24 protein-coding genes, 3 tRNA genes and 1 other RNA gene are annotated in these 23,511 nt (G+C 41.0%); 16 read left to right on the forward strand and 12 right to left on the reverse strand.

The genetic code is table 11. The annotated features are described in order from the left end of the window. The first annotated feature begins 74 nt into the window (after positions 1–74). The gene (locus HNP77_RS07840) at positions 75–476 is read left to right on the forward strand and encodes a pyridoxamine 5'-phosphate oxidase family protein (RefSeq protein ID WP_221266552.1); all 402 of its coding nucleotides are present in this window, start codon (positions 75–77) and stop codon (positions 474–476) included. Between the two features lie 124 nt (positions 477–600). On the opposite strand, the gene HNP77_RS07845 is transcribed toward HNP77_RS07840, so the two are convergent. Continuing rightward, the gene (locus HNP77_RS07845) at positions 601–2,538 is read right to left on the reverse strand and encodes an AMP-dependent synthetase/ligase (RefSeq protein WP_184652619.1); all 1,938 of its coding nucleotides are present in this window, start codon (positions 2,536–2,538) and stop codon (positions 601–603) included. A 230-nt stretch (positions 2,539–2,768) separates the two neighbouring features. Here HNP77_RS07845 and HNP77_RS07850 point away from each other — a divergent pair, with 230 nt between their 5' ends. Next, on the forward strand, positions 2,769–3,824 hold the full coding sequence (locus HNP77_RS07850) for a LacI family DNA-binding transcriptional regulator (protein WP_246428902.1): 1,056 nt from the start codon (positions 2,769–2,771) through the stop codon (positions 3,822–3,824). Between the two features lie 393 nt (positions 3,825–4,217). Here the strand turns inward: HNP77_RS07850 and HNP77_RS07855 are convergent, their stop codons facing one another. From HNP77_RS07855 to HNP77_RS07865, 3 genes are all read right to left on the reverse strand, one after another. After that, positions 4,218–5,156 (reverse strand): LysM peptidoglycan-binding domain-containing M23 family metallopeptidase, encoded by a 939-nt coding sequence (locus HNP77_RS07855; RefSeq protein WP_246428881.1) that lies wholly within the window; start codon positions 5,154–5,156, stop codon positions 4,218–4,220. A gap of 68 nt (positions 5,157–5,224) precedes the next feature. Continuing rightward, a complete protein-coding gene (locus HNP77_RS07860) occupies positions 5,225–5,824 on the reverse strand; it encodes an SAM-dependent methyltransferase (protein ID WP_184652620.1) in 600 nt (199 codons plus the stop codon). A 59-nt stretch (positions 5,825–5,883) separates the two neighbouring features. After that, positions 5,884–7,791, reverse strand: a complete 1,908-nt coding sequence (locus HNP77_RS07865; protein ID WP_184652621.1) for an ABC-F family ATP-binding cassette domain-containing protein — start codon at positions 7,789–7,791, stop codon at positions 5,884–5,886. A gap of 170 nt (positions 7,792–7,961) precedes the next feature. Here HNP77_RS07865 and HNP77_RS07870 point away from each other — a divergent pair. The 4 genes from HNP77_RS07870 to ffs all read left to right on the forward strand — a co-directional run bounded on the left by HNP77_RS07870 (position 7,962) and on the right by ffs (position 8,475). Continuing rightward, positions 7,962–8,048, forward strand: a tRNA-Ser gene (locus HNP77_RS07870). Positions 8,049–8,085: 37 nt separating this feature from the next. Then, a tRNA-Ser gene (locus HNP77_RS07875) sits at positions 8,086–8,171 on the forward strand. Between the two features lie 11 nt (positions 8,172–8,182). Continuing rightward, positions 8,183–8,257: transfer RNA gene (locus HNP77_RS07880), tRNA-Arg, on the forward strand. Between the two features lie 119 nt (positions 8,258–8,376). Then, an RNA gene (ffs, locus tag HNP77_RS07885) (signal recognition particle sRNA small type) lies at positions 8,377–8,475 on the forward strand. Positions 8,476–8,480: 5 nt separating this feature from the next. Here ffs and HNP77_RS07890 read toward each other — a convergent pair. The 4 genes from HNP77_RS07890 to HNP77_RS07905 form a co-directional block, all read right to left on the reverse strand. Further along, on the reverse strand, positions 8,481–8,792 hold the full coding sequence (locus HNP77_RS07890) for an RpnC/YadD family protein (RefSeq protein ID WP_184652622.1): 312 nt from the start codon (positions 8,790–8,792) through the stop codon (positions 8,481–8,483). A 46-nt stretch (positions 8,793–8,838) separates the two neighbouring features. Further along, positions 8,839–9,786, reverse strand: coding sequence for an Rpn family recombination-promoting nuclease/putative transposase (locus HNP77_RS07895; protein WP_184652623.1), 948 nt, complete (start codon positions 9,784–9,786; stop codon positions 8,839–8,841). Between the two features lie 125 nt (positions 9,787–9,911). After that, positions 9,912–11,537 (reverse strand): hypothetical protein, encoded by a 1,626-nt coding sequence (locus HNP77_RS07900; RefSeq protein ID WP_184652624.1) that lies wholly within the window; start codon positions 11,535–11,537, stop codon positions 9,912–9,914. A 23-nt stretch (positions 11,538–11,560) separates the two neighbouring features. After that, positions 11,561–12,355, reverse strand: coding sequence for an outer membrane lipoprotein-sorting protein (locus HNP77_RS07905; RefSeq protein ID WP_184652625.1), 795 nt, complete (start codon positions 12,353–12,355; stop codon positions 11,561–11,563). 275 nt (positions 12,356–12,630) lie between these two features. On the opposite strand from HNP77_RS07905, the gene HNP77_RS07910 reads away from it, so the two are divergent. Genes HNP77_RS07910 through HNP77_RS07920 form a run of 3 tightly spaced genes read left to right on the forward strand, consistent with a single transcriptional unit; the run spans position 12,631 to position 15,610 of the window. Then, complete coding sequence (locus HNP77_RS07910; protein WP_184652626.1) at positions 12,631–14,820, forward strand: methyl-accepting chemotaxis protein; 2,190 nt, start codon at positions 12,631–12,633, stop codon at positions 14,818–14,820. Then, the gene (locus HNP77_RS07915) at positions 14,813–15,043 is read left to right on the forward strand and encodes a hypothetical protein (protein WP_184652627.1); all 231 of its coding nucleotides are present in this window, start codon (positions 14,813–14,815) and stop codon (positions 15,041–15,043) included. The genes HNP77_RS07910 and HNP77_RS07915 overlap by 8 nt, the downstream gene beginning before the upstream one ends. Before the next feature lie 18 nt (positions 15,044–15,061). Continuing rightward, positions 15,062–15,610: a cysteine hydrolase family protein gene (locus HNP77_RS07920; RefSeq protein ID WP_184652628.1), complete on the forward strand. Its 549-nt coding sequence runs from the start codon at positions 15,062–15,064 to the stop codon at positions 15,608–15,610. 169 nt (positions 15,611–15,779) lie between these two features. Here HNP77_RS07920 and HNP77_RS07925 read toward each other — a convergent pair whose 3' ends face one another. Both HNP77_RS07925 and HNP77_RS07930 read right to left on the reverse strand, forming a co-directional pair. After that, complete coding sequence (locus HNP77_RS07925) at positions 15,780–16,526, reverse strand: class I SAM-dependent methyltransferase (RefSeq protein ID WP_184652629.1); 747 nt, start codon at positions 16,524–16,526, stop codon at positions 15,780–15,782. Next, on the reverse strand, positions 16,523–16,747 hold the full coding sequence (locus HNP77_RS07930; RefSeq protein ID WP_184652630.1) for a hypothetical protein: 225 nt from the start codon (positions 16,745–16,747) through the stop codon (positions 16,523–16,525). Before HNP77_RS07930 ends, HNP77_RS07925 begins: the two co-directional genes overlap by 4 nt. A gap of 61 nt (positions 16,748–16,808) precedes the next feature. Here HNP77_RS07930 and hprK point away from each other — a divergent pair, with 61 nt between their 5' ends. From hprK to holA, 4 genes are all read left to right on the forward strand, one after another. Next, the gene (gene hprK, locus HNP77_RS07935; RefSeq protein ID WP_184652631.1) at positions 16,809–17,798 is read left to right on the forward strand and encodes an HPr(Ser) kinase/phosphatase; all 990 of its coding nucleotides are present in this window, start codon (positions 16,809–16,811) and stop codon (positions 17,796–17,798) included. A gap of 159 nt (positions 17,799–17,957) precedes the next feature. Continuing rightward, positions 17,958–18,224 carry an HPr family phosphocarrier protein gene (locus tag HNP77_RS07940; RefSeq protein WP_184652632.1) on the forward strand — a complete coding sequence of 89 codons (267 nt, stop codon included), beginning with the start codon at positions 17,958–17,960 and terminating at the stop codon, positions 18,222–18,224. Between the two features lie 2 nt (positions 18,225–18,226). Further along, positions 18,227–18,850, forward strand: coding sequence for a transcriptional repressor LexA (lexA, locus tag HNP77_RS07945; RefSeq protein WP_184652633.1), 624 nt, complete (start codon positions 18,227–18,229; stop codon positions 18,848–18,850). After that, positions 18,843–19,862 carry a DNA polymerase III subunit delta gene (holA, locus tag HNP77_RS07950; protein WP_184652634.1) on the forward strand — a complete coding sequence of 340 codons (1,020 nt, stop codon included), beginning with the start codon at positions 18,843–18,845 and terminating at the stop codon, positions 19,860–19,862. Before lexA ends, holA begins: the two co-directional genes overlap by 8 nt. A gap of 26 nt (positions 19,863–19,888) precedes the next feature. On the opposite strand, the gene HNP77_RS07955 is transcribed toward holA, so the two are convergent. Further along, positions 19,889–20,113 (reverse strand): YdbC family protein, encoded by a 225-nt coding sequence (locus HNP77_RS07955; protein WP_184652635.1) that lies wholly within the window; start codon positions 20,111–20,113, stop codon positions 19,889–19,891. 156 nt (positions 20,114–20,269) lie between these two features. On the opposite strand from HNP77_RS07955, the gene HNP77_RS07960 reads away from it, so the two are divergent. Both HNP77_RS07960 and HNP77_RS07965 read left to right on the forward strand, forming a co-directional pair. Further along, positions 20,270–21,280, forward strand: coding sequence for a hypothetical protein (locus HNP77_RS07960; RefSeq protein WP_184652636.1), 1,011 nt, complete (start codon positions 20,270–20,272; stop codon positions 21,278–21,280). After that, positions 21,277–21,972, forward strand: a complete 696-nt coding sequence (locus HNP77_RS07965) for a LysM peptidoglycan-binding domain-containing protein (protein ID WP_184652637.1) — start codon at positions 21,277–21,279, stop codon at positions 21,970–21,972. Before HNP77_RS07960 ends, HNP77_RS07965 begins: the two co-directional genes overlap by 4 nt. A gap of 63 nt (positions 21,973–22,035) precedes the next feature. Here HNP77_RS07965 and HNP77_RS07970 read toward each other — a convergent pair whose 3' ends face one another. Then, the gene (locus HNP77_RS07970) at positions 22,036–22,587 is read right to left on the reverse strand and encodes an NUDIX hydrolase (protein WP_184652638.1); all 552 of its coding nucleotides are present in this window, start codon (positions 22,585–22,587) and stop codon (positions 22,036–22,038) included. Between the two features lie 79 nt (positions 22,588–22,666). Here HNP77_RS07970 and HNP77_RS07975 point away from each other — a divergent pair, with 79 nt between their 5' ends. Next, positions 22,667–23,506, forward strand: a complete 840-nt coding sequence (locus HNP77_RS07975) for a cytidylate kinase-like family protein (RefSeq protein WP_184652639.1) — start codon at positions 22,667–22,669, stop codon at positions 23,504–23,506. Positions 23,507–23,511 lie beyond the last annotated feature (5 nt).

The raw sequence follows: 23,511 nt of genomic DNA on the forward strand, positions 1-23,511 counted from the left end.
TGATATCTGTTATGTCAGTTCCGGGGATTTTTTTTGTATATTATCTGAAGTATAATATTTTATGGAGGATAAATATGTCGGAAATTGAAAGAATTGCAAAATTTCTTGAAGACGCCGGAACTTATTTTCTTGCTACAGTAGAAGGTAATCAGCCCAGGGTAAGACCTTTTGGAACTGTACTGGTAAATGATGGAAAACTGTATATTCAGACAGGAAAGGCAAAGAATGTTGCAAAGCAGATAGCTGAAAATGCAAATGTAGAAATCTGTGCATGTAAGGGAGGGGAGTGGCTGCGTATCTGCGGTGAGCTTTGTGAAGATAACCGTCGTGATATAAAAGTAGCAATGCTTGAAAAAATGCCTGATCTTAAGGCGATGTATAGCCCTGATGATGAAAGTATGCTGATGCTTTACTTTAAAAACGGAAAGGCTACATTCAGCTCCTTTTCAAATGCTCCGGAAACATTAAGCTTTTAAAAAAAAATAAGGGGATGATCAATAAGTATGAGTCATCCCCTTTCGTTTTTATTGAGGGGGTAGTACAAACCCTCAAAACGGCGAAGTCAAGGCTTTAAGCGTTAGCGTGCCTTGACTCGACGTATTATTTAGATTCTGTATAAAGCTCGCGAAGCTTGTCTTTGTAAAGTTCCGCTACACGATAGCGCATCATTTCCTGTTTTGCAGAAAGTTCAACACCTACTTCAAAAGGCTTTGTAATGATTGCAATTTTGTTTATGCGTTCAAAAGCCTTAAAACCGTTTTTACTGTTTATAAGCTCTGCGATTTCATGTTCCAGGAGTTTCTTGACTGCCTCTGTGTTTGCAAGTTCTTCAAAGCTTGAATGTTCAATCTTGTTTTCTGCAGCGTAGTCTTCGATTTCATCTTTATTTGGAAGAATTAGGGCAACAAGATATCTCTGGTCTTCATGTTTTTCATTTGTTCCGAATACGACAGAGGTAGAAATGTAGCGTGAAGTATTGATTTTGCTTTCTATAGGAAGCGGTTCAATGTTTTCTCCGCCCATAAGAACGATTGTGTCCTTTTTACGTCCCCGAAGCTGAATCTCGTTGTTTACTGTAAGAACTGCAAGGTCTCCCGTGTCAAACCAGCCGTCAACAGTCATAACTTTTTCTGTAAGGTCAGGACGTTTGTAGTATCCCTGCATTACGCAGTTTCCTTTAATCTGAAGGGTTCCTTTTTTACACTTTCCGAGAATGATTCCGTCATCGTCAACAACGCGGATCTGAATTCCCCTTAATGGAGAACCTACATTGCGGAGGATCGGGTCTACAATCGGACGTACACAGATGATAGGGGCTGTTTCTGTAAGACCGTAACCTTCTACAATGTTTACGCCTACAGCCCAGAAGAACTTGTCTATTACGTCAGGATATGCACCGCCGCCTGCGATTCCGGCACGGAAGTTTTTGCCAAGCATTACACGGATTTTCTTGAATACAAGAAGGTTTCCCAGCATCTTAAGCGGATAAACTAAAAGCCACGGCCATACAAGAATCGGCCACCAGAATCCGATGAAATCATTGCCGAAGCGGGAGTTCTTTCTTCTGAGCTTGCGGTCGATTGCGCACCATAAAAGTGAAACGTTTACGAAGAAGCGGAACATTCCGAATACAATGCCGCCTGTCTTGCGCATTTTACGCCATATACCGTCATAAACAGCTTCCCATACGCGGGGTACGGCAGGAAGCAGGTACGGGTCAAGTTTCTGTAAATCCTGAAGAAGTACTGAGCCGATAGGTTTTGAGTAACAGAGGGTTGCTCCCTGAGAGATGATTACATATTCAACGGCTCTCTGGAAAGCATGCCATACAGGAAGAACGCAAAGGGCTCTTTCTCCCGGATTAAGGAAAATTCTTTCTACTACTTCATCCAGCTGGCAGGTAATGTTGCTGTGGGTAAGCATAACACCTTTTGGTGTACCTGTAGTTCCTGAAGTAAAGATGATTGTTGCAAGATCACTGGGCTTGCCTTTTTCCAGTTCATTTTCTACATAGTCTGGATTTGCTATTCTCCATTTATGTCCGGATTCTTTTAATGCTTCAAAAGCATGATATTTAACACCTGCTTCTTCACACTGTTTTTTTACGGAGTCGTCAACTTCATCAAAAGAAATAATAGTCTTTACGGTTGGAGTATTGTCATGAATGCGCAGAAGTTTTTTTACCTGAGCTTCATTTTCTGTAATTACAGTCTGAACTTCTGCAAAAGAAAGAATGTAAGAAAGGTCGTTTTCCGTAGCATCACATCCGCGTGGAACGTCAACTGCACCTAAAGACAGAATACCCATGTCTGCCTGTTCCCACTCCTTACGGTTGTCAGCGATAAGACCTATTTTGTCCCCTCTTTTAATTCCCATTTCTGCAAGTGCGCCGCCAAAGTCCAGTGCCATCTGGAAAAAGTCATGATAGTTGCTTTCTGCATAGCCTCCGAATTTATCATGGGAAAGCTGTGCCGAAACTTCAGGCCATTTTTCTGCAGATTTGCGAAGTATTTTTGGTAGGGTTTCTTCCTGTTTCATGTAGTCCTCATTAAAATGACAAAAATGTTATTTTTGTAAAGTGATACCATATTATAGAGGGGGGATTTTTCAAATTCAACGGAAAACATAAAATTTTATCGGCATTTTTATTTAATAGTACGCTATTTTATAATTTTATAACGCTATTTTATAATATAAAAAAAGCCGGAGGAACTTTTTAATCCTTGAAAAAATATTAATCTGTGCTAGAATATTGCTGTCAACTCGTGATGATTATTTTAAAAAACATTGTTGATAAAGGTACGGATATGGCAGGAAGAACTGTAACTCAGGATGATGTGGCTAAAGAAGCTGGCGTAACCAGAAGCATGGTAAGTTATGTAATAAGCGGTAATAAATCCAGAGCTGTTGCACCTGAAACCCGGCGCAGGATTCTTGATGCGATAGAAAAACTTGATTACCGTCCTAATAAAGCAGCACAGGTATTAAAGCAGGGGGACGTAGCATTTGCCTCAAAAAGCATAGGAGTAATTCTCTGTAATGCAGATGTTTTCCGCCGGCCGTATTATGCAGAGATTCTTGCCGGTATTCATGCCCAGGCTCACGAAAATAAATACAGTGTCCGTTTTATACGTTTTTTTGATGAATTAAGGGATCCGGTTTTATTTAACAAACTTATAAGTCAGGAAGAGATAGGTGCGCTGATCTTAGTTGCCGTAGATCAGGCATTGAAGTCGGAAGAAGACCGTCAGATTATAGAAAAAATTCGTGAACGTATAGAAAAGACTGTCTGTGTAGAATGGAAGTATGACGGACTTAGTAGTGTTCTTTTTGACCGGCAGGAGGCTGCAAAAAAAGCTGCTCAGTATCTTTTAAACAAGGGGTATGGTGAATTTGTTTACATCGGCCAGAATGATGAGCGCGTGGAAGGGGTTGCCCAGGTTGTTCATGAGAACGACGGAAAAGATGATTTTTATGCAGGGGAAGCTTTCAATATGGACGGCGGTTATGACTCCATAAAAAAAGTCCATGAAGAAGGAAATCTGCCTCGTGCCGTAGTATGCGGTTCTGATGAAGTTGCAATCGGAGTTTTGTGCTATCTTAATGAACAGAAAATTGCTGTTCCGGAACAGGTAGCCGTAATCAGCATAGATAACATAGAGTTTTCTGAATATACATTCCCGCCCCTTACGACAATGAACGTACAGAAGTATTCAATGGGTGCAAGGGCTGTGGATCTGATTGTAAAGGATAATGCCGGTCAGAACGAAAACGCTTTTGTAATTACTTTACCGGTTAATATAGTAGAAAGAAAATCCTGCTAGCAAAAAAAACGTAAGTTCAAAAAGTGTCATTTTCGGTTAAAAAGTGTCGTTTTCGGTCAAAAAGTGTCGTTTTCAGGCAAAAAGTGTCATTTTCAGGCAAAAAGTGTCATTTTCAGGCTTGACCTGAAAATCCCTCTGCATGAGATTGCCGCATCAAGTGCGGCAATGACAGGGTGTCAGGCACGGCAATGACAGGGTGGCGAGAGTGGCAATGACTCATACTTATTGGTCATCCCCTTAATAATTTTATAAGGAATCTCTAAAAATTGCAATTTTTAGAGATAACTCTGAAAGAGCGATGTTTTAAGTCGTGACATTACAACGACTTAAAACTCGTCGGCATTCTCTAGAAATACACATTAGTGGATTTCTAGAGAATGCCCTATATGCTTTTTACCAGAGATCAGCCGGATTTACTGTACGGTTGTTTTTGTAAACCGTAAAGTGAAGGTGAGGGCCGGTGCTGAGTCCTGTAGAACCGACTTTTCCCAGTACGGTAGAAGTGGTAACGTAGGCCCCTTTCTTTGTAGAAATTGAACTCATGTGTCCGTAAAGGGTTTTATAGCCTGAATGGTGTGATACGATGACATAGTTTCCGAAAACATCGCTCCAGCCTGCAGTCGTAACCTTTCCTTCAAGAGCAGCATAAATCGGGGTACCGGTCCTGCATGCCATGTCTATGCCGGAATGGAAGGACCTTCTGGAAGAATCAAAAGGACTTGTTCTCCAGCCGTAGCGGGAAGAAAAGTAATATCCGCCCCGGAGAGGTTTCTTAAACAGGTCGCCGTTTATCTCAAGCTTTGTAATTCTGTCCATGAGGGCATCGGGAACAAAGATTGTTTTTCCTTCAGTGAGGGCTTCTTCTACAGTAAGGTTGTTTACAAGGGCGCATTTTTCTGCGTCTACTTCATATTTTTTTGCAATGGAAGCAGGGGTTTCGTTGTTTTCTCTTACGGTATAGAGAATTCCTGACATTGTAGGAATTCTCAGGTACTGTCCTATCTGAAGTCTTCTTGCTGCCTTGATGCTGTTTACGCTGGTAATAGTATCTTCTGAAATTCCGAAATTGGAAGCAATCTTGCTTATGACTTCTCCCTGTTTTACTCTGTAAGAAAAGTATGCAAGTCCTGTGTAAACTTCTTCCGGTTCATTAAGTTCTATCTGCTCTGACTGTGCAAGAATTGAATCTATGTGGGTAGGAATGGCAGATTTTTCGTAACCGCCTTCTCCTGTTTCCTGAGGATGGTTTATGCTGACAAAAGCGAAGGTTCCTGCCGCAACTACAGCTGCCGCTGCAATGGTGCAGGCTCCGTATATGACTAAGTTTTTCATATAGAGTCTCATCAGAATCCGTTTACTGTAGCACATGTTCTTGAAAAATTCAATTTTCTTCATACTGCTCACCCTTTTTTATTAAGTCCTATCAGGTATGTCTCAAAAGATTCCGCCCTGCAGGCTTCTGGCTTAAATCCTTTTGCCTGGGTAAAGGTTTCCCTCATCTTCATCAGCAGTTTCTGCTGGTCTCCGTTCTGAAAGATTTTAACGCAGAAGTTTCCTCCCGGTTTCAGCATCTGCTGTGCATACCAGATGGCCATTTCTACAAGGCTCTTGCTCCTCAGAGTATCTATGGTTCTGTTTCCTGTAGTCAGCGGTGCTGCATCACATACCACAAGGTCATAGGGACCTTCCGCAGTTATTTTTTCACGGATTTCTTCGCTCAGAAGGTCTCCCTGAAAAAATACAAGGTTGTCTGCAGTAACTGTTTTTGCAAGGGGGTTAAGATCACAGGAAACTACTTTTCCTGAGGAATCTATGTTGCGTAAAAGCCATGTCGTCCAGCTTCCCGGTGCTGCACCAAGATCAAGAACAGTGCGGCACTTTTTCAGCATTCCGAATTTTTTATCGATTTCTTCGAGTTTATATACGCTTCTTGCCGGATATCCTTCCCTGAAGGCTTTCTGAGACCAGAAGTCCGGCTGACTGTAACTGTTTTTTGCCATACTCAAATTTTCGGCAGAACTAAAGCAAAATTTAGTAACTTTTTAAATACCTTTAACTTTTACGCAAGGGCTGCAAGTTCTTCCCATCTGGCATAGGCTGTTTCAAGTTCGGTCTGTGCTGCTGCATACTTATCACCGGCTGCCTTGCTTTTTTCGTAATCAGTGCTGCTCATGTCTTTTTCGTATTCTTTCAGTGAATCTTCCAGGACTGCAATTCTTTCTTCCAGTTCAGAGAATTCTTTCTGTTCCTTAAAAGACATTTTTCTTTTTGAGGCTGAATTTTGAACTGCCTGTTTTTCCTGAAGTTTTTCAGTTTCTGCTTTTGCGGAAGCTGCTTTTTTCTGTTCAAGCATTTCCTGCCGTTTGCGTTCTTCCCGGAATTCAATGTATTCAGAACATTTTCCTGCAAAACCTGAAATGTTTCCGTCTCCTTCAAGAATGAACATTGTGTCTGCAACTTTATCCATAAAGTAACGGTCGTGGCTTACGATAAGAAGACAGCCTTTAAATCCCATGAGGAACTGTTCCAGAATATTCATTGTAAAAATATCAAAGTCATTGGTCGGTTCATCAAGAATAAGGAAGTTTGGATTGCTGAGCAGAAGCCTTACGAGGAAGAGCCGTTTCCGTTCTCCGCCGCTTAAAGTGCTGAGCATTGAATGCTGGATTTTTCCTTCAAAGCCGAACTGTTCAAGGAAGAGGGCTGCACTTAGTTCCGTTCCGTCATTCATTTTCATTACTTCCGCAGCTTCCTTTACGTAGTCGAGGACTGTAATGGAAAGATCTTTAAAAACAGGGTTCTGCTGGTAATAGGCAATGGCTGTGTTTTCACCTTTTTCTATATAACCTGAATCCGGTGGAAGGGTTCCTGTTATTATGTTGAGCAGGGTTGATTTGCCTGAACCGTTGTCGCCGAAAATTCCTATTTTTTCTCCTTTGCTGAAGGTGTAGTTGAAGTCTCTGATTATTGGACGGCCTGCATTATCAAAGGTTTTGCTGATGTTGTGAAGTTCAAGGATTTTTCCTCCGAGACGGCGGCCTGCAACTTCAAAGGTAAATCCCTTAGGATCATGAAACTTTTCCCTGTTGATGAGGGCTTCATCTCTCTGAATGCGGGCCTTTGCTTTTGTTCCCCTGGCGCACGGTCCCCTCATAAGCCAGTCTCTTTCGAACCTGAGGACGCTTTCGATTCTTCTTTCGGTATTGGCTTCTATTTCTGCTTCAGTCTGTTTCTTTTCAAGATAGGTTGAATAGTTTCCTGTATAAAGTTTTACCCTGTTCCTGTTAAGCTCGTATATATTGTTGCATACGGCATCAAGAAAGTAGCGGTCATGGGTTACCATAAGAACTGAGCGTTTTGTCTGGGCAAGGTATTCCTGAAGCCAGTGAATGGTGGTTATGTCCAGATGGTTTGTCGGTTCGTCTAAAAGCAGCAGTTTTGTATCTTCTACCAGAACCTGTGCAAGGGCTACTTTTTTTATCATGCCCCCGGAAAGTTCTCCCATTTTTTTGTTCAGGTCATTGATTCCCAGTGTCGTAAGGATTGAGCTTACCTGAGCCTCGTAATTCCAGAGATCTTTCTGGTTCATCTGTTCGTTTATTGAATTGAACTGTTTTTGTACAGATTCAGAGTTGTCTTTTTCGAGCCTGCTGCAGATTTCTTCATATTCCCGGATAAGGTTCAGTTTTGGTGAATCTGATTTGAAGATATGTTCCCTGATGGTATCGTCTTTATTGAATATTGGATTCTGCGGTAAGAATGAAACTCCGGCTTCTTTATTCATTACGACGCTTCCTTCATCCGGTACAAGAACGCCTGCTATTGTATTTAAGAGGGTGGATTTTCCTGTTCCGTTGCGTCCGATAAGGGCAGCCTTGTCTCCTTCATTAAGTCCGAATGTAACGTTTTCAAAAAGCGGCTTTTCCCTTCCGATGCGCTTTAAGTTGGATATAGAAAGAATATTCATAAACATTTCCTTTAAAGCCCTTGCAGGCTTCAGATTTCCTGCTCTATTTTATACTGTTTACTTTTACTGTTGTCGAGATTGCCTTTGAAAACTGCGGAATTTTTTTATAAAAAAACACAGGAGTGCTTGACATTATTTTTGTATTTTTATATAGTTACGCTACATTTTACGGAGCGATGGCAGAGTGGTCGAACGCGGCGGTCTTGAAAACCGTTATACTCTTACGGGTATCGGGGGTTCAAATCCCTCTCGCTCCGCTTTTTTATTTATAGAGTCTAACGGAAGAAAGACTTTGGAGGCGTTGTAGAGCGGTTAATACAACGGTTTGCTAAACCGTCGGTTCCGAAAGGGCCGGGCAGGTTCGACTCCTGTCGCCTCCGCTGGAAATTTTGAGACTGTAGCTCAGTTGGATTAGAGCGCTTCCCTGCGGAGGAAGAGGTCGCACGTTCGAATCGTGTCAGTCTCGTTCTTGAAGGTCTGTGTTTTACAGACCATTTTTTTTGTACAGTTAGAATTGAGCAGCATGTCAGAAGGGATTTTGATATGCAGGCTTTTTGAGGTGCAAGTCCTCAGCTTTTCTTTATTGTCCGGGTGCTATGCAAGCAGCTGCCAGAAAACCCCGCCAGAGGAGGAATCCAGCAACGGTATTTGGTCAGATGCTGTGCCGTAGATTACCCGGGCTTTTTTTTTCAGGATAGTTCCTGCTTAAGTTTCATGATTTCTTCTTCTGAAAGTCCTGTTCCCTGTGCTATCTGTTCTAGCGATATATTCATGCTTAAAAAATTCTTTGCCGTTTCAACAGCTTTCTGTCTTGCTCCCTCAGTTCTGCCTTCACTAAGACCTGCTGCATGTCCCCGGCGTTCAGCTTCTTCCGTCTTTACCTGTATGTCCGTTTCGTAGTCATATTCGTTGAATACCATGCTTATTACCTCCGAAGCCTTGCGGCGCAGGTAATCGGGAAGAAGGTTCTGCTTCTGCGCCTTAAGTACTGCCCTTGTCATGAAGTCTGATGCTCCGCTGCTTTTTTCTTCTTCTACAAGGCAATCTCTATTTAACTTTCAAGATCTCTTCTTCCGAAAGCCCCGTACATTCCTCTATAATTTGTACGGAAACATTTTTCTGCATCAGTTTCCTTGCCGTTTCAATCCTGGCATTCCGTGCTCCTTCAGTTCTGCCTTCGCTAAGTCCGGCAGCACGACCTTCGCTAAGTCCGGCAGCACGACCTTCGCTAAGTCCGGCTGCATGTCCCCTGCGTTCGGCTTCTTCCGTCTTTACCTGTATGTCCGTTTCATAGTCATATTCGTTGAATACCATGCTTATTACCTCCGAAGCCTTGCGGCGCAGGTAATCGGGAAGGAGATTCTGCTTCTGCGCCTTAAGTACTGCCCTTGTCATGAAGTCTGATGCTCCGCTGCTTTTTTCTTCTTCTACAAGGCTGATGAATTTTACATAATTATCCAGCGGCTTGCAAGAAGAAAAGTCCAGCGTACATTCCGGATGCTTTATGTTGAACACCTTTACGTTAAGCTCCAGGGGAACTTCACTTTCTCCCTTTTTATCAATGAAGGAATCCGACAGCCTGAGTATTTTCTGCGGAGGATAGTTCCTGCCTCCGTTGTAGATGACGTAGAACTCCGGTGAAGGAATCATCTTTCGCTCCGTTGAAAACTTGAGCCTTGAATCCACAATCCTTTCATAGATGCGGGAACAGTAAATCAGAAATCGCAGGGGCATGTTCTCGTTTACTGAAGACTGGTGCTCCAGCAGGACGACAAGTTTTCCGTTGACGAGCATGGATATGTCGTTGCAGAAAGACTTGTAGATTACCTGCTCAATCTTTACGTCTTCAAGAACCGTATCTTCAGGCGAAAGGGAATTCCCGGAAATGCAGTTGTACAGTTCAATGAAGTTTTTCTTTCCAACAACTGCATCCTTTGAAAAATAGTCTACGAAGAGACTGTCCTTAACCGTTCGGTTTTCATTTTCTTTTTCCATACATATATATTTGCACTGAATTTTCAAAATCTGCACAAATATATAAAAAAATCCCTGAAACAGATTTTTTTTCTGTTTCAGGGATGTCTGTTATCTTAAAAGTTTGTTATAACTTTGTAAAAGAATTAGAACAGATATTTGATTCCAACCTGAGCAAAGCTGTTGTGCTGCCAGCCGTCAAATTCACTGTCTTCATCTTTACACCAGATGTAAAGTCCTGAAAGGTTAAGTGTCATGTCATCCTTTACGTCGAATGCAAGTGAAGGCATGATTACAACATCTCCCCTTTCAATTCCCCATACACCCTTGATATCAAGCTTGATAGTCTCGTTTCTGTAGCTGTCTGTGATGTCAACGATAATCTTGTTGTTTGTATAGCAGTCGTTTGCATCACCGTCAACGTCGAATGCTTTATAGAGGCTGTCGTTGATTTTATCTCCCTTGAGAATGTATTTTCCTACAGTCTGAATGTTGAAGTTGATGTTGCTTATAGGAAGATCCATGTCAAAACCTGCTTCCCAGGCAATGCTGTTGTTGTGAACCCAAGGGTCATCACCTTTTGTATCGTCAGTAAGGTTGTATGCAGCTTCAAAACGGATGTTGAGCGGACCGAACACTGTAGCTCCTTCAAGACCGAATACCTGAAGCTGGTCGTAAGAAAGGAATTTATCAGATTCAGAAATTTCAGCACCTGAAAGAACTTTTTCTACGTATGCGCTGTATTTTGAAAGGTTTGCAGAAGGCTGCTTGTAATGACCGTAGTAGTAGCTGAAACCAAGGTCAAATCCGCCTGCTGTAAAGGTTGTGCGTAAACCTGCCTGTCCGTATTTAAGCTGATATGTATCTGGATAAAGATTATCTGTAAGGGAACCTGTATTGCTGAGAGCTGTAAGATAAGCTTTCTCGGTTGCAGATACGTACTCCTGAATTGCGGCTGATGCTGTGGTAAGGGCGTTTGCCGGGTCAAGGTGGTATGGTACAAGTGTCGCAGCGTTATTGCTGATGAGGGTTGCAAGATTTGCTGTATCGCCTGTTGCCTGAAGAGTAGCAGCTTCTGTAGCAAGCTGATTTGCCTTTACCTTAGCTTCTGTTGCTTTTTTAAGGTAGTCGAGGGCTGCAGACTGAACCTTGTCTGTAAGTTCTTTACTTGCCTTAGGCTGCCAGTTTCCGCTTGAAGCAAGACGGTCAGCTGTCATTACAGGAGTCCAGACTGCTTCGAATTTAACATCGTTGTTTGTTGAATAAACTGCACGGAACATTGGTTCTGCAATACGGCGGTCCAGGTAGTCTGGGAAGATGTAGTCTGTGTAGTCATTTGCATTGAAATTGTCTACAACGTGGTTTTTATCACCTTTTCCCCATACAACACGCATTTTTCCTGCTTCAATCAGGAGATTTCCCAGATATGCACGTGCCGTAAATTCATCAAGAAGATCTTCCGGATGTTCACCGAAAGTATTCTTGTCAAATTTAATTACTGCGTTAAGGTCAGAACTGAGTCCTGAGTAATTAAGATTGAGCTTTCCTGTAGCATTTGCTTCTGTGTGAAGGGTAGAAACGTCATCTGCGCTTTTTATTTCATGATCTGCTTCATCAAGATATGAGCGGGCTGTTGTTTCAAAGTTACCGCCTACAGTAAATGATGTTGTCGGTTCCTCTGAATAGTCAAAGTCATCAAAATCCTGTGCAAATGTAATTCCTGCTGCAGAAAGCATTGCAGTTGCAAATAAAGCTGTTTTTGTAAATTTCATTATTCTGCTCCAGTTAAATAGTTTTATTTACCGGTGTTAAGCCAGTTCTGTGTAAAGTAGCGGTCTGAAATAGGTTTATCAAATGTGTATTTTTCTACTATTACACGTGTCTGTTTACCTGTTTCAAGGTTCTTTACTAACTGAGACTGACGGAGCCAGTATTCTCTGCCGGTGCTTCCCTTTACTTTAGAGAATTTTTCAAGGATAGCTTCCTTAATCTTTTCATCCTTTTTATTGTAGAATTCCATAAGGAGAGGAATATTTGATTCTTTGTCGATGTACTGGATGCGGTAAGCGTATTCAAGGTTTTTGTCCTTTACAGGAACTGACTTGATGATCCATACGGAATAAGCTTTGCCGTTTGTAGTGTAAGAACCGTTTTCGTTAACGAAAGTGTGTTCATCTTTGTCTGCTTCACGAAGAGTCATGTCGTTGTAAGTAAATTCAGAACCTACGAATGACTTTTTCTTTTCTGTATTTGCAATACGTCTTGTTGTTTTAAGTGACGGAAGGTAAATCCATTTGTCGTCAGATTTGTTTGCGTTTTCAGCCTGAAGAATACGTGTGTCCTTAACAGATGCTGGTGAACGGATGTCAAAAACTGTACGTACGAGACCTGATTTTCTGTCTCCATACTGATTAATCTGTCTGTGTTCAGTTACTTTTCCGTTTCTGTCCAAAAGATCCATTGTAAGGATTGTTTCTGAATAGTCAGGAGGTGTGATTGTTACTGACTTGTCTACGATTTCTGCAGGTGTCTGTGCAAATACTGTTCCTGAAATTACAGCTGCCAGAACAAGAGCCATTGTTTTTTTCATTATTTTTCCTCCTAAAGAAAAATTGAATGCTAATATACGACAGATATTATAACACATGACATTGCTAAAACAAAGGATATGTGTTTTTAATGGAGACGAATTTACAAAAAATCACACGAAACAGAAAATTACCTGCATATTGTGAAAACCTCCGCATGGCTTAAGTTTTTCATTTTTTTTATTCTTTTAAGGTTGTTTTTATAGTTTTTTACATTAATGGGTGTTAAAATTAGAGTAGACATTTTTAAATTTTTCACTAGGAGAGCTTTTTATTTATGAAAAATGTGCCGGAAATTAAAAAAGAACGTAAAAAGTCTATTGCAACAAGAATTATAATCGGAATTGTCGTAGAAACAGTTGCACTTCTGCTGGTTTTAGGCTTCAGCATTTATAAAAAAGTAAAGCCGATGAACGAAGCGACATTTACTGATAAGTTTGCAACAACAATTCGTCTTACAGATTCAACCATTGATGCCTACATGCAGGGTATTTACCATTCGACTTATGCAATTGCTCAGATTGCAGCCAATGACATCGAAGATGAAGATGCTATTCAGATGATTGAAGAGTATACCGTAGATTCAAATGAACTGATTATGTCTGCGGCAGTTCTTACTTCAGACGAAAGATGTATCTGTTATCCGGAAGGCAGTATGTCTTATGTTTTTGCCTACCAGAAAGAATGGTATGATACCGTTCTTAACTGCATGGGAGATCCGTATTTTACTCCTGTTTATTTAAATGCAGACGGTCATCTTGTATTTTCCTGCGGAATCATGATTGATGACGGAACGGATGAAAGTCTTGCACTTATAGAAATGAATGCATCTGTATTCCTTGAAATTCTTGGTGATGAAAAGAGTATGGGTGACATAAAACTCATTCTTCTTGATGAAGAAGAAAATGTTGTTCTTGATCCTTTTTCTCAGGAGCTTAAGTTTAAGAAAGCAGTTTCCATGGATCTTAAGAGTCTTCTGGAGTATAAGCCTGGAGCATACGGAATCAGTCGTGAAAAATTCCACGGTGAGGATTCTGAAGTTCGCATTGTTCCTTCCGGCAACAATTATTATTCTCTGGATTACGTAATGACAACGCCTCTTTCTTCCATAGAAGGGCCTACAAATGCAATACTTCAGCTTCTGATAGCAATTATTACTGTCTCTATTATTATTTCTGTTGGTGTTGCCCTTTTACTGGGTATAAGCATTTCAAGACCACTTAACAAACTTATAGGTGTTTTGAAGAATATTTCAGAAGGAGACGGAGATCTTACGGTTTCTCTTCCTGATACTTCTAAAGATGAACTTGGCCGTCTGGGCTTTTACTTTAACCGTACCATTTCAAAGATTGCTGAATCCATGCGCTCGATTATTGATGAATCAAAACGCATGACGAGAGTCGGACAGCAGCTTTCAGAAAGTATGGATGTTTCTGCTACTGAAATCAGTGATATTGATACGACAGTTCAGCATGTAAAGGTTGACGTTAATAATCAGAGTGACAGTGTAGATCAGACAAACGATACTATTAATGAAATCGTAACTTCCATCGGAACCCTTAATCAGAATATTATTTCTCAGTCAGAGAGCGTAACTCAGTCATCTTCTGCCGTTGAGGAAATGGTTGCAAATATTGCTTCTGTTACACAGATTCTTGAAAAGAATCAGGAAAATGTTGCGGAACTTTCTTCTTCTGCTGAATCAGGTAAACAGACTATCGAAAAGACCGTTCAGATGACGAATAAGGTTGTAGATGATTCCGAAGGTCTTATTGAAGCCAGTGCAGTTATTCAGAATATTGCCCGCCAGACAAACCTTCTTGCCATGAATGCCGCTATTGAGGCTGCTCATGCCGGTGAAGCAGGTAAGGGATTTGCCGTAGTTGCTGATGAAATCAGAAAGCTTGCGGAAGATTCCAATGCACAGGGTAAAAAAATCAGTAAGGTTCTTGAAAGTTTCCGTGAAGTAATTCAGGGAATGACAAATGACTCAGCTGAACTTAAAGAGCAGTTTGACGTTATTTTTGAAAATACCCAGAAAGTAAGTACTCAGGAAGCTGTAATCAAGAGTGCCATGGACGAGCAGCAGGCAGGAAGTACACAGATTCTTGATGCAATGCACAATATTAATTCTGTTACAACGGATGTACGTACTGCATCAGAGTCTATTGAACAGGCAAGTAAAGAAATTCTTGTTCAGATGGAAAAACTTTCTTCCGTAACGCTTCAGATTAATGGTTCTATGAGCGGTATTTCGGAAGGTGTTTCTTCCCTTACAAATGCCTTCAAGGAAGTAAACAAGCTTTCTACTGAAAACGCCCTCAGTATTAATCACATGAGTGAGGAAGTAGGAAAGTTTAAGGTAGAAAAAGATGCAGCAGAAGAGACAGCTGTTTCTGAAAAAAAAGACTCAAAGATAGTTGCCCTTCTTAAGAAAATGCATATAATCCGGTCAAGGAATGACTAGGGATGAATTTAAGGTTCTTGTCGAGGTAAGGCGAAGTTTTGATTTTAATCTCCTCGGCAAAACCTGGATGCTGAATGTAGAACGGACATCTGACGGCGGAACGGAAATTCTTTTTGGAGAACAGTATTCCGTTCCGGAACATTATGAGAATTTTACCCATCTCATGGCAGATGCCCGGGTCGGCAACAAATTTTTACGTGAAGCTTTGACAGACATTCAGTAAGTTTGATTAGAGTTAAAAATGAAAGATCTTCTTCTTGTAGTGGACATGCAGAATGTCTATCTGAAAAATCAGAAGTGGGCCTGCCTTGATACTGAAGGCTGTGCAGAAAGAATAGTTTCGCTTATAAAATCAAAAAGATTTGATGATGTAGTTTTTACAAAATTTATTGCAGATCCCCAGGCGTCCGGCGTATGGGCGGATTACAATAAAAAGTATGCGGATGTAAATGCAAGTGATTTTGCCAATGCCATGGTCAGCGGTCTGGATGAGGTTATTTCTGAATATCCGGTTTATCAGAAAAGCGTATATTCATCTCTTGCAGTTCCTGAAGTTCTTGAAAAGTGCAGGAATGCAGACAGAGTTTTTGTTGCCGGTGTGGTTGCAGAGTGCTGTGTTTTAAGTACCGTATTAAATCTTATAGATCTGGGAATCTATACTGTGTATGTAAAGGACTGTATCAGCGGACTGGACAGACCTAAGGAAGAAGCAACGGAACTTATTTTAAGCGGTTTAAGTCCCCTTCATGTGCTTGTGTGTACTTCCGGCAGCCTGCCTGGGGATGTCTGAAAAGTATGAGTCATTGTCGTGCTCGACACCCTGTCATTGCTGTGCCTGACACCCTGTCATTGCCGCACTTGATGCGGCAATCTCATGCAGAGGGATTTTCGGATCAAGCCCGAAAATGACACTTTTTAACCGAAAATGACACTTTTTAAACTTATTGGTCATTCCCTGTTTATTTTTCTGCAACAATAACCATGGTTTTTGCATTGTAGTCATACGGACTCAGGTCAAAACCTCCGTATACCTTTGCAGAAGAAAAACCAAGTTCGAGAAGTTTGTCTCTGAGTTCAGCGGCAGAGTAAAGTCTTTGAATGAAGGTGTGTTCCATTCTGTTTCCGTTTTTATCAATAAGAATCCATCTTGAACTTAAACCTTCCCATGCACCAGTGGGCTTGAATTCCGTCAGTACGGTTTTTCCGGCACGCTCAAACCATTCACCTTCAGTAAACCAGCGTATTGCTGTTTCGCGGCTGATGCATTCAAGAATAAAGGTTCCTCCCTCTTCAAGTGCATCGTAGATTCTTGAGAGTATTCTGTAATCGTCGTCTTTGCTGTCACAATAACCGAAGGAATTGTAAACGTTTATGGCTGCGTTAAACTTTTTTTCTGAAGTAAAGGTCCTCATATCATGGTTTATGAGGGTAAGTTTTACGCCTTCGTCTTCTGCAGTTTCTGCGGCACAGTCAAGAAAAGGCTGGGTTATGTCCACTCCGGTTACATCAAGGTTTAAAAGACCGAGTTCCGTGCTTATCCGTCCCAGGGCACAGCAGGCATCAAGAATCCTTTGGCCGTCTTTAAGCCCTGCAATTTCCTTTATGCGTCCTGCTGTTCCGGCTGCTTCTGCCCAGTGAGCCTCGTCAAACATGATGGGGCCGTAATTAATCCAGAAGTCGTCGTTTTCAAACCATTCTTTCTTCATGAATTGTATCCTCTTCCGGCTGTTCCGAAAATTTTATCTATTGTTTGTGAATCTACGCCTGCGTTTTTTGCACGAACAATAAGTTCTGCTATCAGCAGTTTTTTTTCTTCTTCAATCATTTTATTGAATAAAAGGGAATTTTCAAAAATTACGTTTTCTTTAAAAAGCCGTTTCTTGAAGGTGCTGAATCTGTTCAGTCTTGCTCTTGTGTTTTCAGTCATGGCAGAATCTTACTGAATTTAAGTCTCGACATAAACACTTTCATTTTGTATACTATTTTTTATGGCGAACAGGAAGTTTACGGTTCTTGATTTACTTTCAATGGAACTAAAAGGCTATAATTCTCTTAATCTTAAGTGTATTGCCGGCCGCAGCGGGCTTGCAAATGAGATAAGGGTTCCTGACATAAACCGTCCGGGGCTTGAACTTTCAGGTTTTTTTGATGCTTTTGCAGAAGAGCGCGTTCAGCTTTTTGGAAGGGGTGAGTTTGCCTATCTTCACAAGCTTTATTCAGAAAATCAGACATCTACTATAGATAAACTTCTTGATAGTAAGATTCCATGCGTAATTTTCAGTCACAGCATAACTCCGGATGAGTCTTTTCTTGCAAAGGCAGACCTTGCAGGAACTCCTGTTCTTCAGACAGATCTTGAATCATCAGAATTTTCCCAGCGTGTTTTCCGTGTATTTAATAATGTTTTTGCACCGAGAAAATCAATGCACGGTGTATTTGTTGAAGTATACGGCGTAGGAATTCTTCTTACCGGTGACAGCGGCGTCGGAAAAAGTGAAACTGCTCTTGAACTTATAGAGCGCGGACACCGTCTTGTTGCTGATGATGTTGTAGAAATACGCTGTGTAAACGGAAATACCATTCTTGGACAGGGTGCAAATAAATTCATCAGCCATCATATGGAAATCCGCGGTCTTGGAATCATAAACATTGCCCAGCTTTACGGAATCGGTTCCATTCGTGAGCAGAAGGAAGTTCAGCTGGTAGTAAAACTTGCTGCCTGGGATCAGAATAAAATGTATGACCGTATAGGTACTGATACGGATACTATAGACCTTCTTGGAGTAAAGATTCCTCTGATAGAAATTCCGGTTCGTACGGGACGAAATCTTCCTATTATTATAGAAGCTGCTTCGATGAATGAGCGGCTTAAGTCCATGGGTTATCATTCTGCCCGTGACTTTAATCAGAATGTTCTTAAATGGATAGAAACCAGTGCAGCTGCCAATACTTACAGTAGTGCAGATGACGTATATTGATATATAAAGCCTGAAACTGCTATTGTGGCTTTAAAGGAGGCATGATAAAAAGTACTTCCCTGTACTTTTTATCATGTGCGAATGCATTCTAAAGCCTGCATTCGCTGTTTGCGACATCCGTGTCGCACAACTGCCGTTGTGGCTTTAAAGGAGTTTTTTATGGTAGAAAAATTATTGACGGTTAAAAATCGTGCGGGTATTCATGCCCGTCCTGCAGCACTTATTGCTCAGACTGCAAATCAGTTTTCATCAGAAGTTACTATTGAAAAAGATTCTGCCAGTGTAAATGCAAAGTCAATCATGGGTGTAATTACTATGGCTGCCGGTTATAACACTACACTTACTCTTAAAGTTGAAGGAGTTGACGAAAAAGAAGCAGCAGATGCAATTGTTAATCTTTTTGAATCAAAGTTTGAAGAGGACTGAGCATGAAGGGGCTTACAGAGCGCCAGCGTGCAATTCTTGATTTTATTGCACAGTTTTGTGAGGACAATTCATATTCACCTACAGTAAGGGAAATCGGTCAGAATTTTAAGATTTCAATCAGGGCGGTGCAGGATCATCTCATTGCCCTTCAGAAAAAAGGTTTTATTGTTCAGACACAGCATGTTTCCCGTTCAATCCGTATTATTAAAGATCTTCGTCAGAAGGAACATATTCTTTTTGTAGACAAGGTTCCTCTTCTTGTTTTTAAGGACAGTACAAAAGATATTTTTGCAGAAGAAAATATCGGAAGTTATATAAATATTCCTGAACCTTTCGTCCGTTCCGAAAAAAAATATTTTGCCTTTAGTGTTTCTGATGATTCAATGAAAGGTGCCGGTATTTTAAGCGGTGATATTGCTGTAATTGAACAGTCTGATTCAGTAAAAAACGGTCAGATGGCAGCAGTTGTTTACAATGATGCGGTTTGTCTCAGAAAATATTTTGAGGAAGATTCCAGAATACGCCTTCAAAGTGAAACTCCGGAAGTTCAGAGTGTTTACTGTCAGAATGCAGTAATATGCGGAACTTTGGTCAGTATAATCAGGACTTATGTGACAAATGATTGAAACAGGAATTTATCTTTTTACCGGACCTGAAGCCGGCGAAAAAAATGATGCCATAAATTCAATTCGGGATGAATCAAAAAAAAAGAACGGTTCTCTTGATGAATACCGTTATTTTGCTGCAGACGTGCGGGTAGCAGATGTAATTGCACAACTTCAGAACGAAAGTCTTTTTTCTTCCGCACTTTTTATAGTTCTCCGTAATGCAGAAATAATAAAGACAAAGGCCGAGATTGAATTGATTTCGGGCTGGGCAAAACAGGCCGGCAACAGTTCCAATATACTTATCCTTGTATCTGATGAAATGTCAGTGGATAAAAAACTTGAAAGTGCGGTTCCGGCCGGACATAGAAAGATTTTCTGGGAAATGTTTGAGAATCGTAAGGAACAGTGGCTTGTTTCTTATTTTAAGAAAAACGGTTTCGGAATAAGTGCTGATGCAGTTTCTCAGATTCTTGAGATGGTAGAAAATAATACTGAAAGCCTGAAAAGTGAGTGTTCAAGATTTTTTTACTGTTTTGAACCCGGACATCAGATTACTGCGGCAGATGTAGATAAAATTCTGGCACATAACAGGGAAGAAAGTGCCTTTACTCTGTTTGAATCAATGTGTGACAGGGCAAAAAGAAAGAATGAACGTTTTGAAACTGCAGTTGCAATCCTTAATAAGATTCGTCTTTCCAGGGAATCTAATGCAGTTTCAGTTATAGCAGGACTTACTTACTGTTTCAGACAGCTCCGTAACTGGAACGCGCTTTTTTCAGGAGGAGTTAAACCTACGGATGCTCAGCTTAAAGCAGGTGGTTTTTCCTCTAAGAAAAATCAGGAACTTTACAGACAGGCTTCCGGTGTATGGAGTAACGGATCTGTTGCGTCAATAATATCCTTGCTGGCTGCGACGGATATGAGTATAAGGCAGGAAGGTTCTGCTTTTGAAGATACCCGCCTTGTCATGCTTCTCCATTCAATTATAAACAAGGACGGAATTTACTGTTCCGAGTATTCTTATGACTGAACGGAAGAAAGCGGTTTGAGCTGCTTTTAAAGTTCTATTGAGTTTAAAAGGTTTTTCAGAGAAAGAAGTTCTTCTTTTGTAAGGGTAACGCCTTTGCTCATTTTTTCATGATCCGGTGACCAGGAACGGATGTCGTATTTCGGGTCACGGGCATTCCATGAAACGAGGTTCAGTTCGGTTTTCCATCCGCCTTTTCCCTCAGAAATGGTTCCGAGATTCTGTATAATGTTTTTTTCGATAGTTCCTTCCATAATAATCGCCTCCGCTGGTGTTATTAAAAATATAACCTATGTTTGCCGGTGGTGCAAAGCAAATTTATTGAATATAAAATTATTATGTTGTATTCTGTAAGGTATCTGGACGTATTTTTAATGCCTGTATCCAGATATCTAAAATATGGAGGATTTATGAAAAAAGTCAGAATTTTGGCTTTGACTGCACTTGCAGTTTCTGCACTGTCATTCATTGCGTGCGGATCTACTCCGGAGCCAGAGGCAGCCCCGGTTGAACCTGTTGTAGAGGAGCCTGTAGAAACCCCTGCCGTAGAAGAACCGTCTGAAGATTATTCAGATGCAAATAAAGCACTTCTTGCAAAAGTTGAAGAATCAAGAAAAGCTGCCGTTGCAGCCGGTGTTGAAGATGCTGATCCGAACGGACTTGCAGCTGCAGATGCCATTCTTGAGGCACAGAAAGCTCTTGCTGATTCTGATTCAGGAGATATGTCTGCTGTTCTTAATGACCTTAATGACAGGTATCTTGCACTTGAAGCGTATGCAAAGGCAAAGGCAAAGAAAGATAAGATTGATTCCCTTGATTATTCAGGATACAACAAGTCTTCTTATGATGCAGGTGTAAAGATTCTTGAGGATCTTGCCAGACCTGAGTCTAATCTTGTTCCTGGAGCAGCACGCCTTAAGCAGGCACAGTCTGCAGAAGAATCTTTTGATGCAGTGCTTAATTCAGCATTCAAGGCTCTTGCAAAAGAAGAAAGAACTGCAGCTTATGAAGCAAAAAAACTTGCTGACAGCGTAAAGGCTTCTGTAAGCCGCAAGGCTGATTATGATGCAGCCGTTAAGAATTTTAAGGACGGTGACTCTAATTATGTTACAGGCAATCCGGAAGGTGCCCTTGCAAACTATACAAAGGCAAAGGAAAGCTTTAACGGGCTTTATAATGATATAGCTGACAAGCGTGCAAAGGCTCAGGCTGCAATTGAAGCAGCAAAGGCCAGAGTTCAGGAAAGTGAAAACGTAGCTATTGAGGCTGATGCTCAGGCTCCTCTTGGTGACGGTGAAGTAGAAGGTATTGAAGATGAAAATGCCCGTCTTCTTGAAGAAGATGACTTTACTGCTGCAGAAAATTCAACTGTAGAAGTAAGTTCTGATATTGCAGAACCTGTTGAGGAGGCTAACGAATGAAAAAGTTTGCTATGATTTTATCAGCAGCTTTGATTGCTTCAGCTGCATTTGCTGCAAGTTATAAGAACAATACATATCAGAAACTTGCAAAGGAATATACAGTAAAAGCTCAGAAGGCTCTTGATGCCGGAGAGTATGCCCTTTCTGAAGAATATGCAAAAAAAGCAGAAGAAAATGCTGCTCTTTCTGAAGAATATATCCGCCACATGCTTGCTAAAGATAATGCGGACAGGGATATGAAGGCTGCAAAAGAAAGAATCGCTTACGTTGAATCAATTCATGGTGACGTAAACTTTCCTATTGCCTATGAAGCAGCTGTAAAAGCTTACGGACAGGCAGAAGGTGCATATACTGCAGAAGATTATGAAGGTGCTTCAAGAATTGCAAAGACGGTTCTTGATACCCTTGCAGAAATTTATGAGATTACTCCTCTTCCTAAGTATTATATTGTTCGTCCCTGGGCAACGGATAAGGATTGTTTCTGGAATATTTCAGGACGTCCTTATGTTTATAACAACCCGTTCCTCTGGGAAAATCTTTACGAAGCAAACAAATCTAAGCTTCCAAAGCCTAGTGATCCTAACCTGATTCTTCCTGGCATGAAGATGGAGATTCCTTCAATAACAGGTGAATACCGTGACGGTGTTTACAGTCCTGATGTTGAATACGAACCTTATAAACCGGCTAAATAAGTTTCGGTAAATATTGCTTATAATCCCTGGGGTACGCTGCAGAATGTATCTCAGGGATTTTTTTTAGTCTGCGTTCTGCATTTTATAAGTCAGGTACAGGCCGACTGCACTGCTCATAAGGGCGTGCTGGTAAAGTTCAGATGCCTGGTTTTTAAGGACTTCTTCTACAGGAAGTTCCATGCAGTTTACGAATTCATCAGAATCAAGGTGCTGTTCTGATGTAAATGAAAGTTCCCTGGCCAGATAAATATGTACGTGGTTTGCAAAAAGGGCAGGGTTTGGGTTAAGGCTTCCAAGGTGAATCAGATTTTTTGACTCAGCTCCAGTTTCTTCCTTTAGTTCCCTTGCAGCACCTGTTTCAGGTTTTTCTCCTTTTTCAATTACACCGCCTGGAAATTCAATGCTTAATTTTTTTTCTCCGTGGCGCCACTGTTTAACCATCAGAAATTTTCCATCATGTTCAGGAATAACGATAACCCAGTCATTTGCCTCATTTACAATGTATGTTCCCAGCTGACCGTCAGGACCTGTGCTGTCCCGTTCTGTTACTGTAAATACAGGAGTTTTAAAAACTTCCCGCCTGGCTTTTTCGTTCCATATAAGATTCTCGTTCATTAAGTACGCTCCTGAAATTTTGACAAATTACTTTTACATATTATAATTACAGTATACACAATTAAAAAGGGGGAAAACTATGGCAGTCATTACTATTACACGACAGATTGCGGCACGGGGAGACGAAATAGCTGTCGCCCTTGCAGAACGACTTAATTATAAGTTTATCGACCGCAAAACCATTGAGAAAAAAATAGTTGAACTTGGTTTTTCTGAAAAAAAACTTCCTAAATATGATGAACGCAAGCCGGGTTTTTTTGCAAACCTGACTAAGGACAGGGATGAATATCTTAACTATCTTCAGGTGGCTGTTCTTGATGCGGCTTCTCAGGATAATGTCATTCTCATCGGACGGGGGGCTTTTGTAATTTTACAGAAACTTGTATCTCTTGTTCCTCTGAAGTTTTATGCGGATGATTCAGTCCGTGTGCGGCGTCTTCAGGAAGAATTCAGTATAGACGAAAAACATGCACTTGCAAGAATTGCGGAAAGTGACACCAACAGAAAAGGGTTTCATAGAAGTTTCTTTGATGTGGATAATGATGATCCGCGGAATTTCCTTCTTACCGTGAATACAGGAGTTCTTTCGATTCCTACGGTTACAACGATGGTTGAAGATCTTGTAAAGAATCATGTTACCCCGCGTATGAGTGAAGAAGGCTGTTCTATGTGCAGAAACCTTCTTAAAACACAGCGTCTGGTTAATACGCTTATATTTGATTACAACGTTAACATAAATTATCTCCATGCAGATGTTGATGAAACAGGAAAGATAATTACTCTTCAGGGTGTTGCAGATTCTCATGCGGTGGTGGAGCATGCCGTTACTTTAAGTGCAAAGATTCTTCCTGACTGCGTAATAAAGTCTGCCGTAAGCGTGGTTCAGGATTCCAAGAAGTTTCATATAGGCTTCAACTGAGAATT

Origin of the sequence: Treponema rectale, assembly GCF_014202035.1 — a bacterium.
Taxonomy (GTDB): Bacteria; Spirochaetota; Spirochaetia; order Treponematales; family Treponemataceae; genus Treponema_D; species Treponema_D rectale.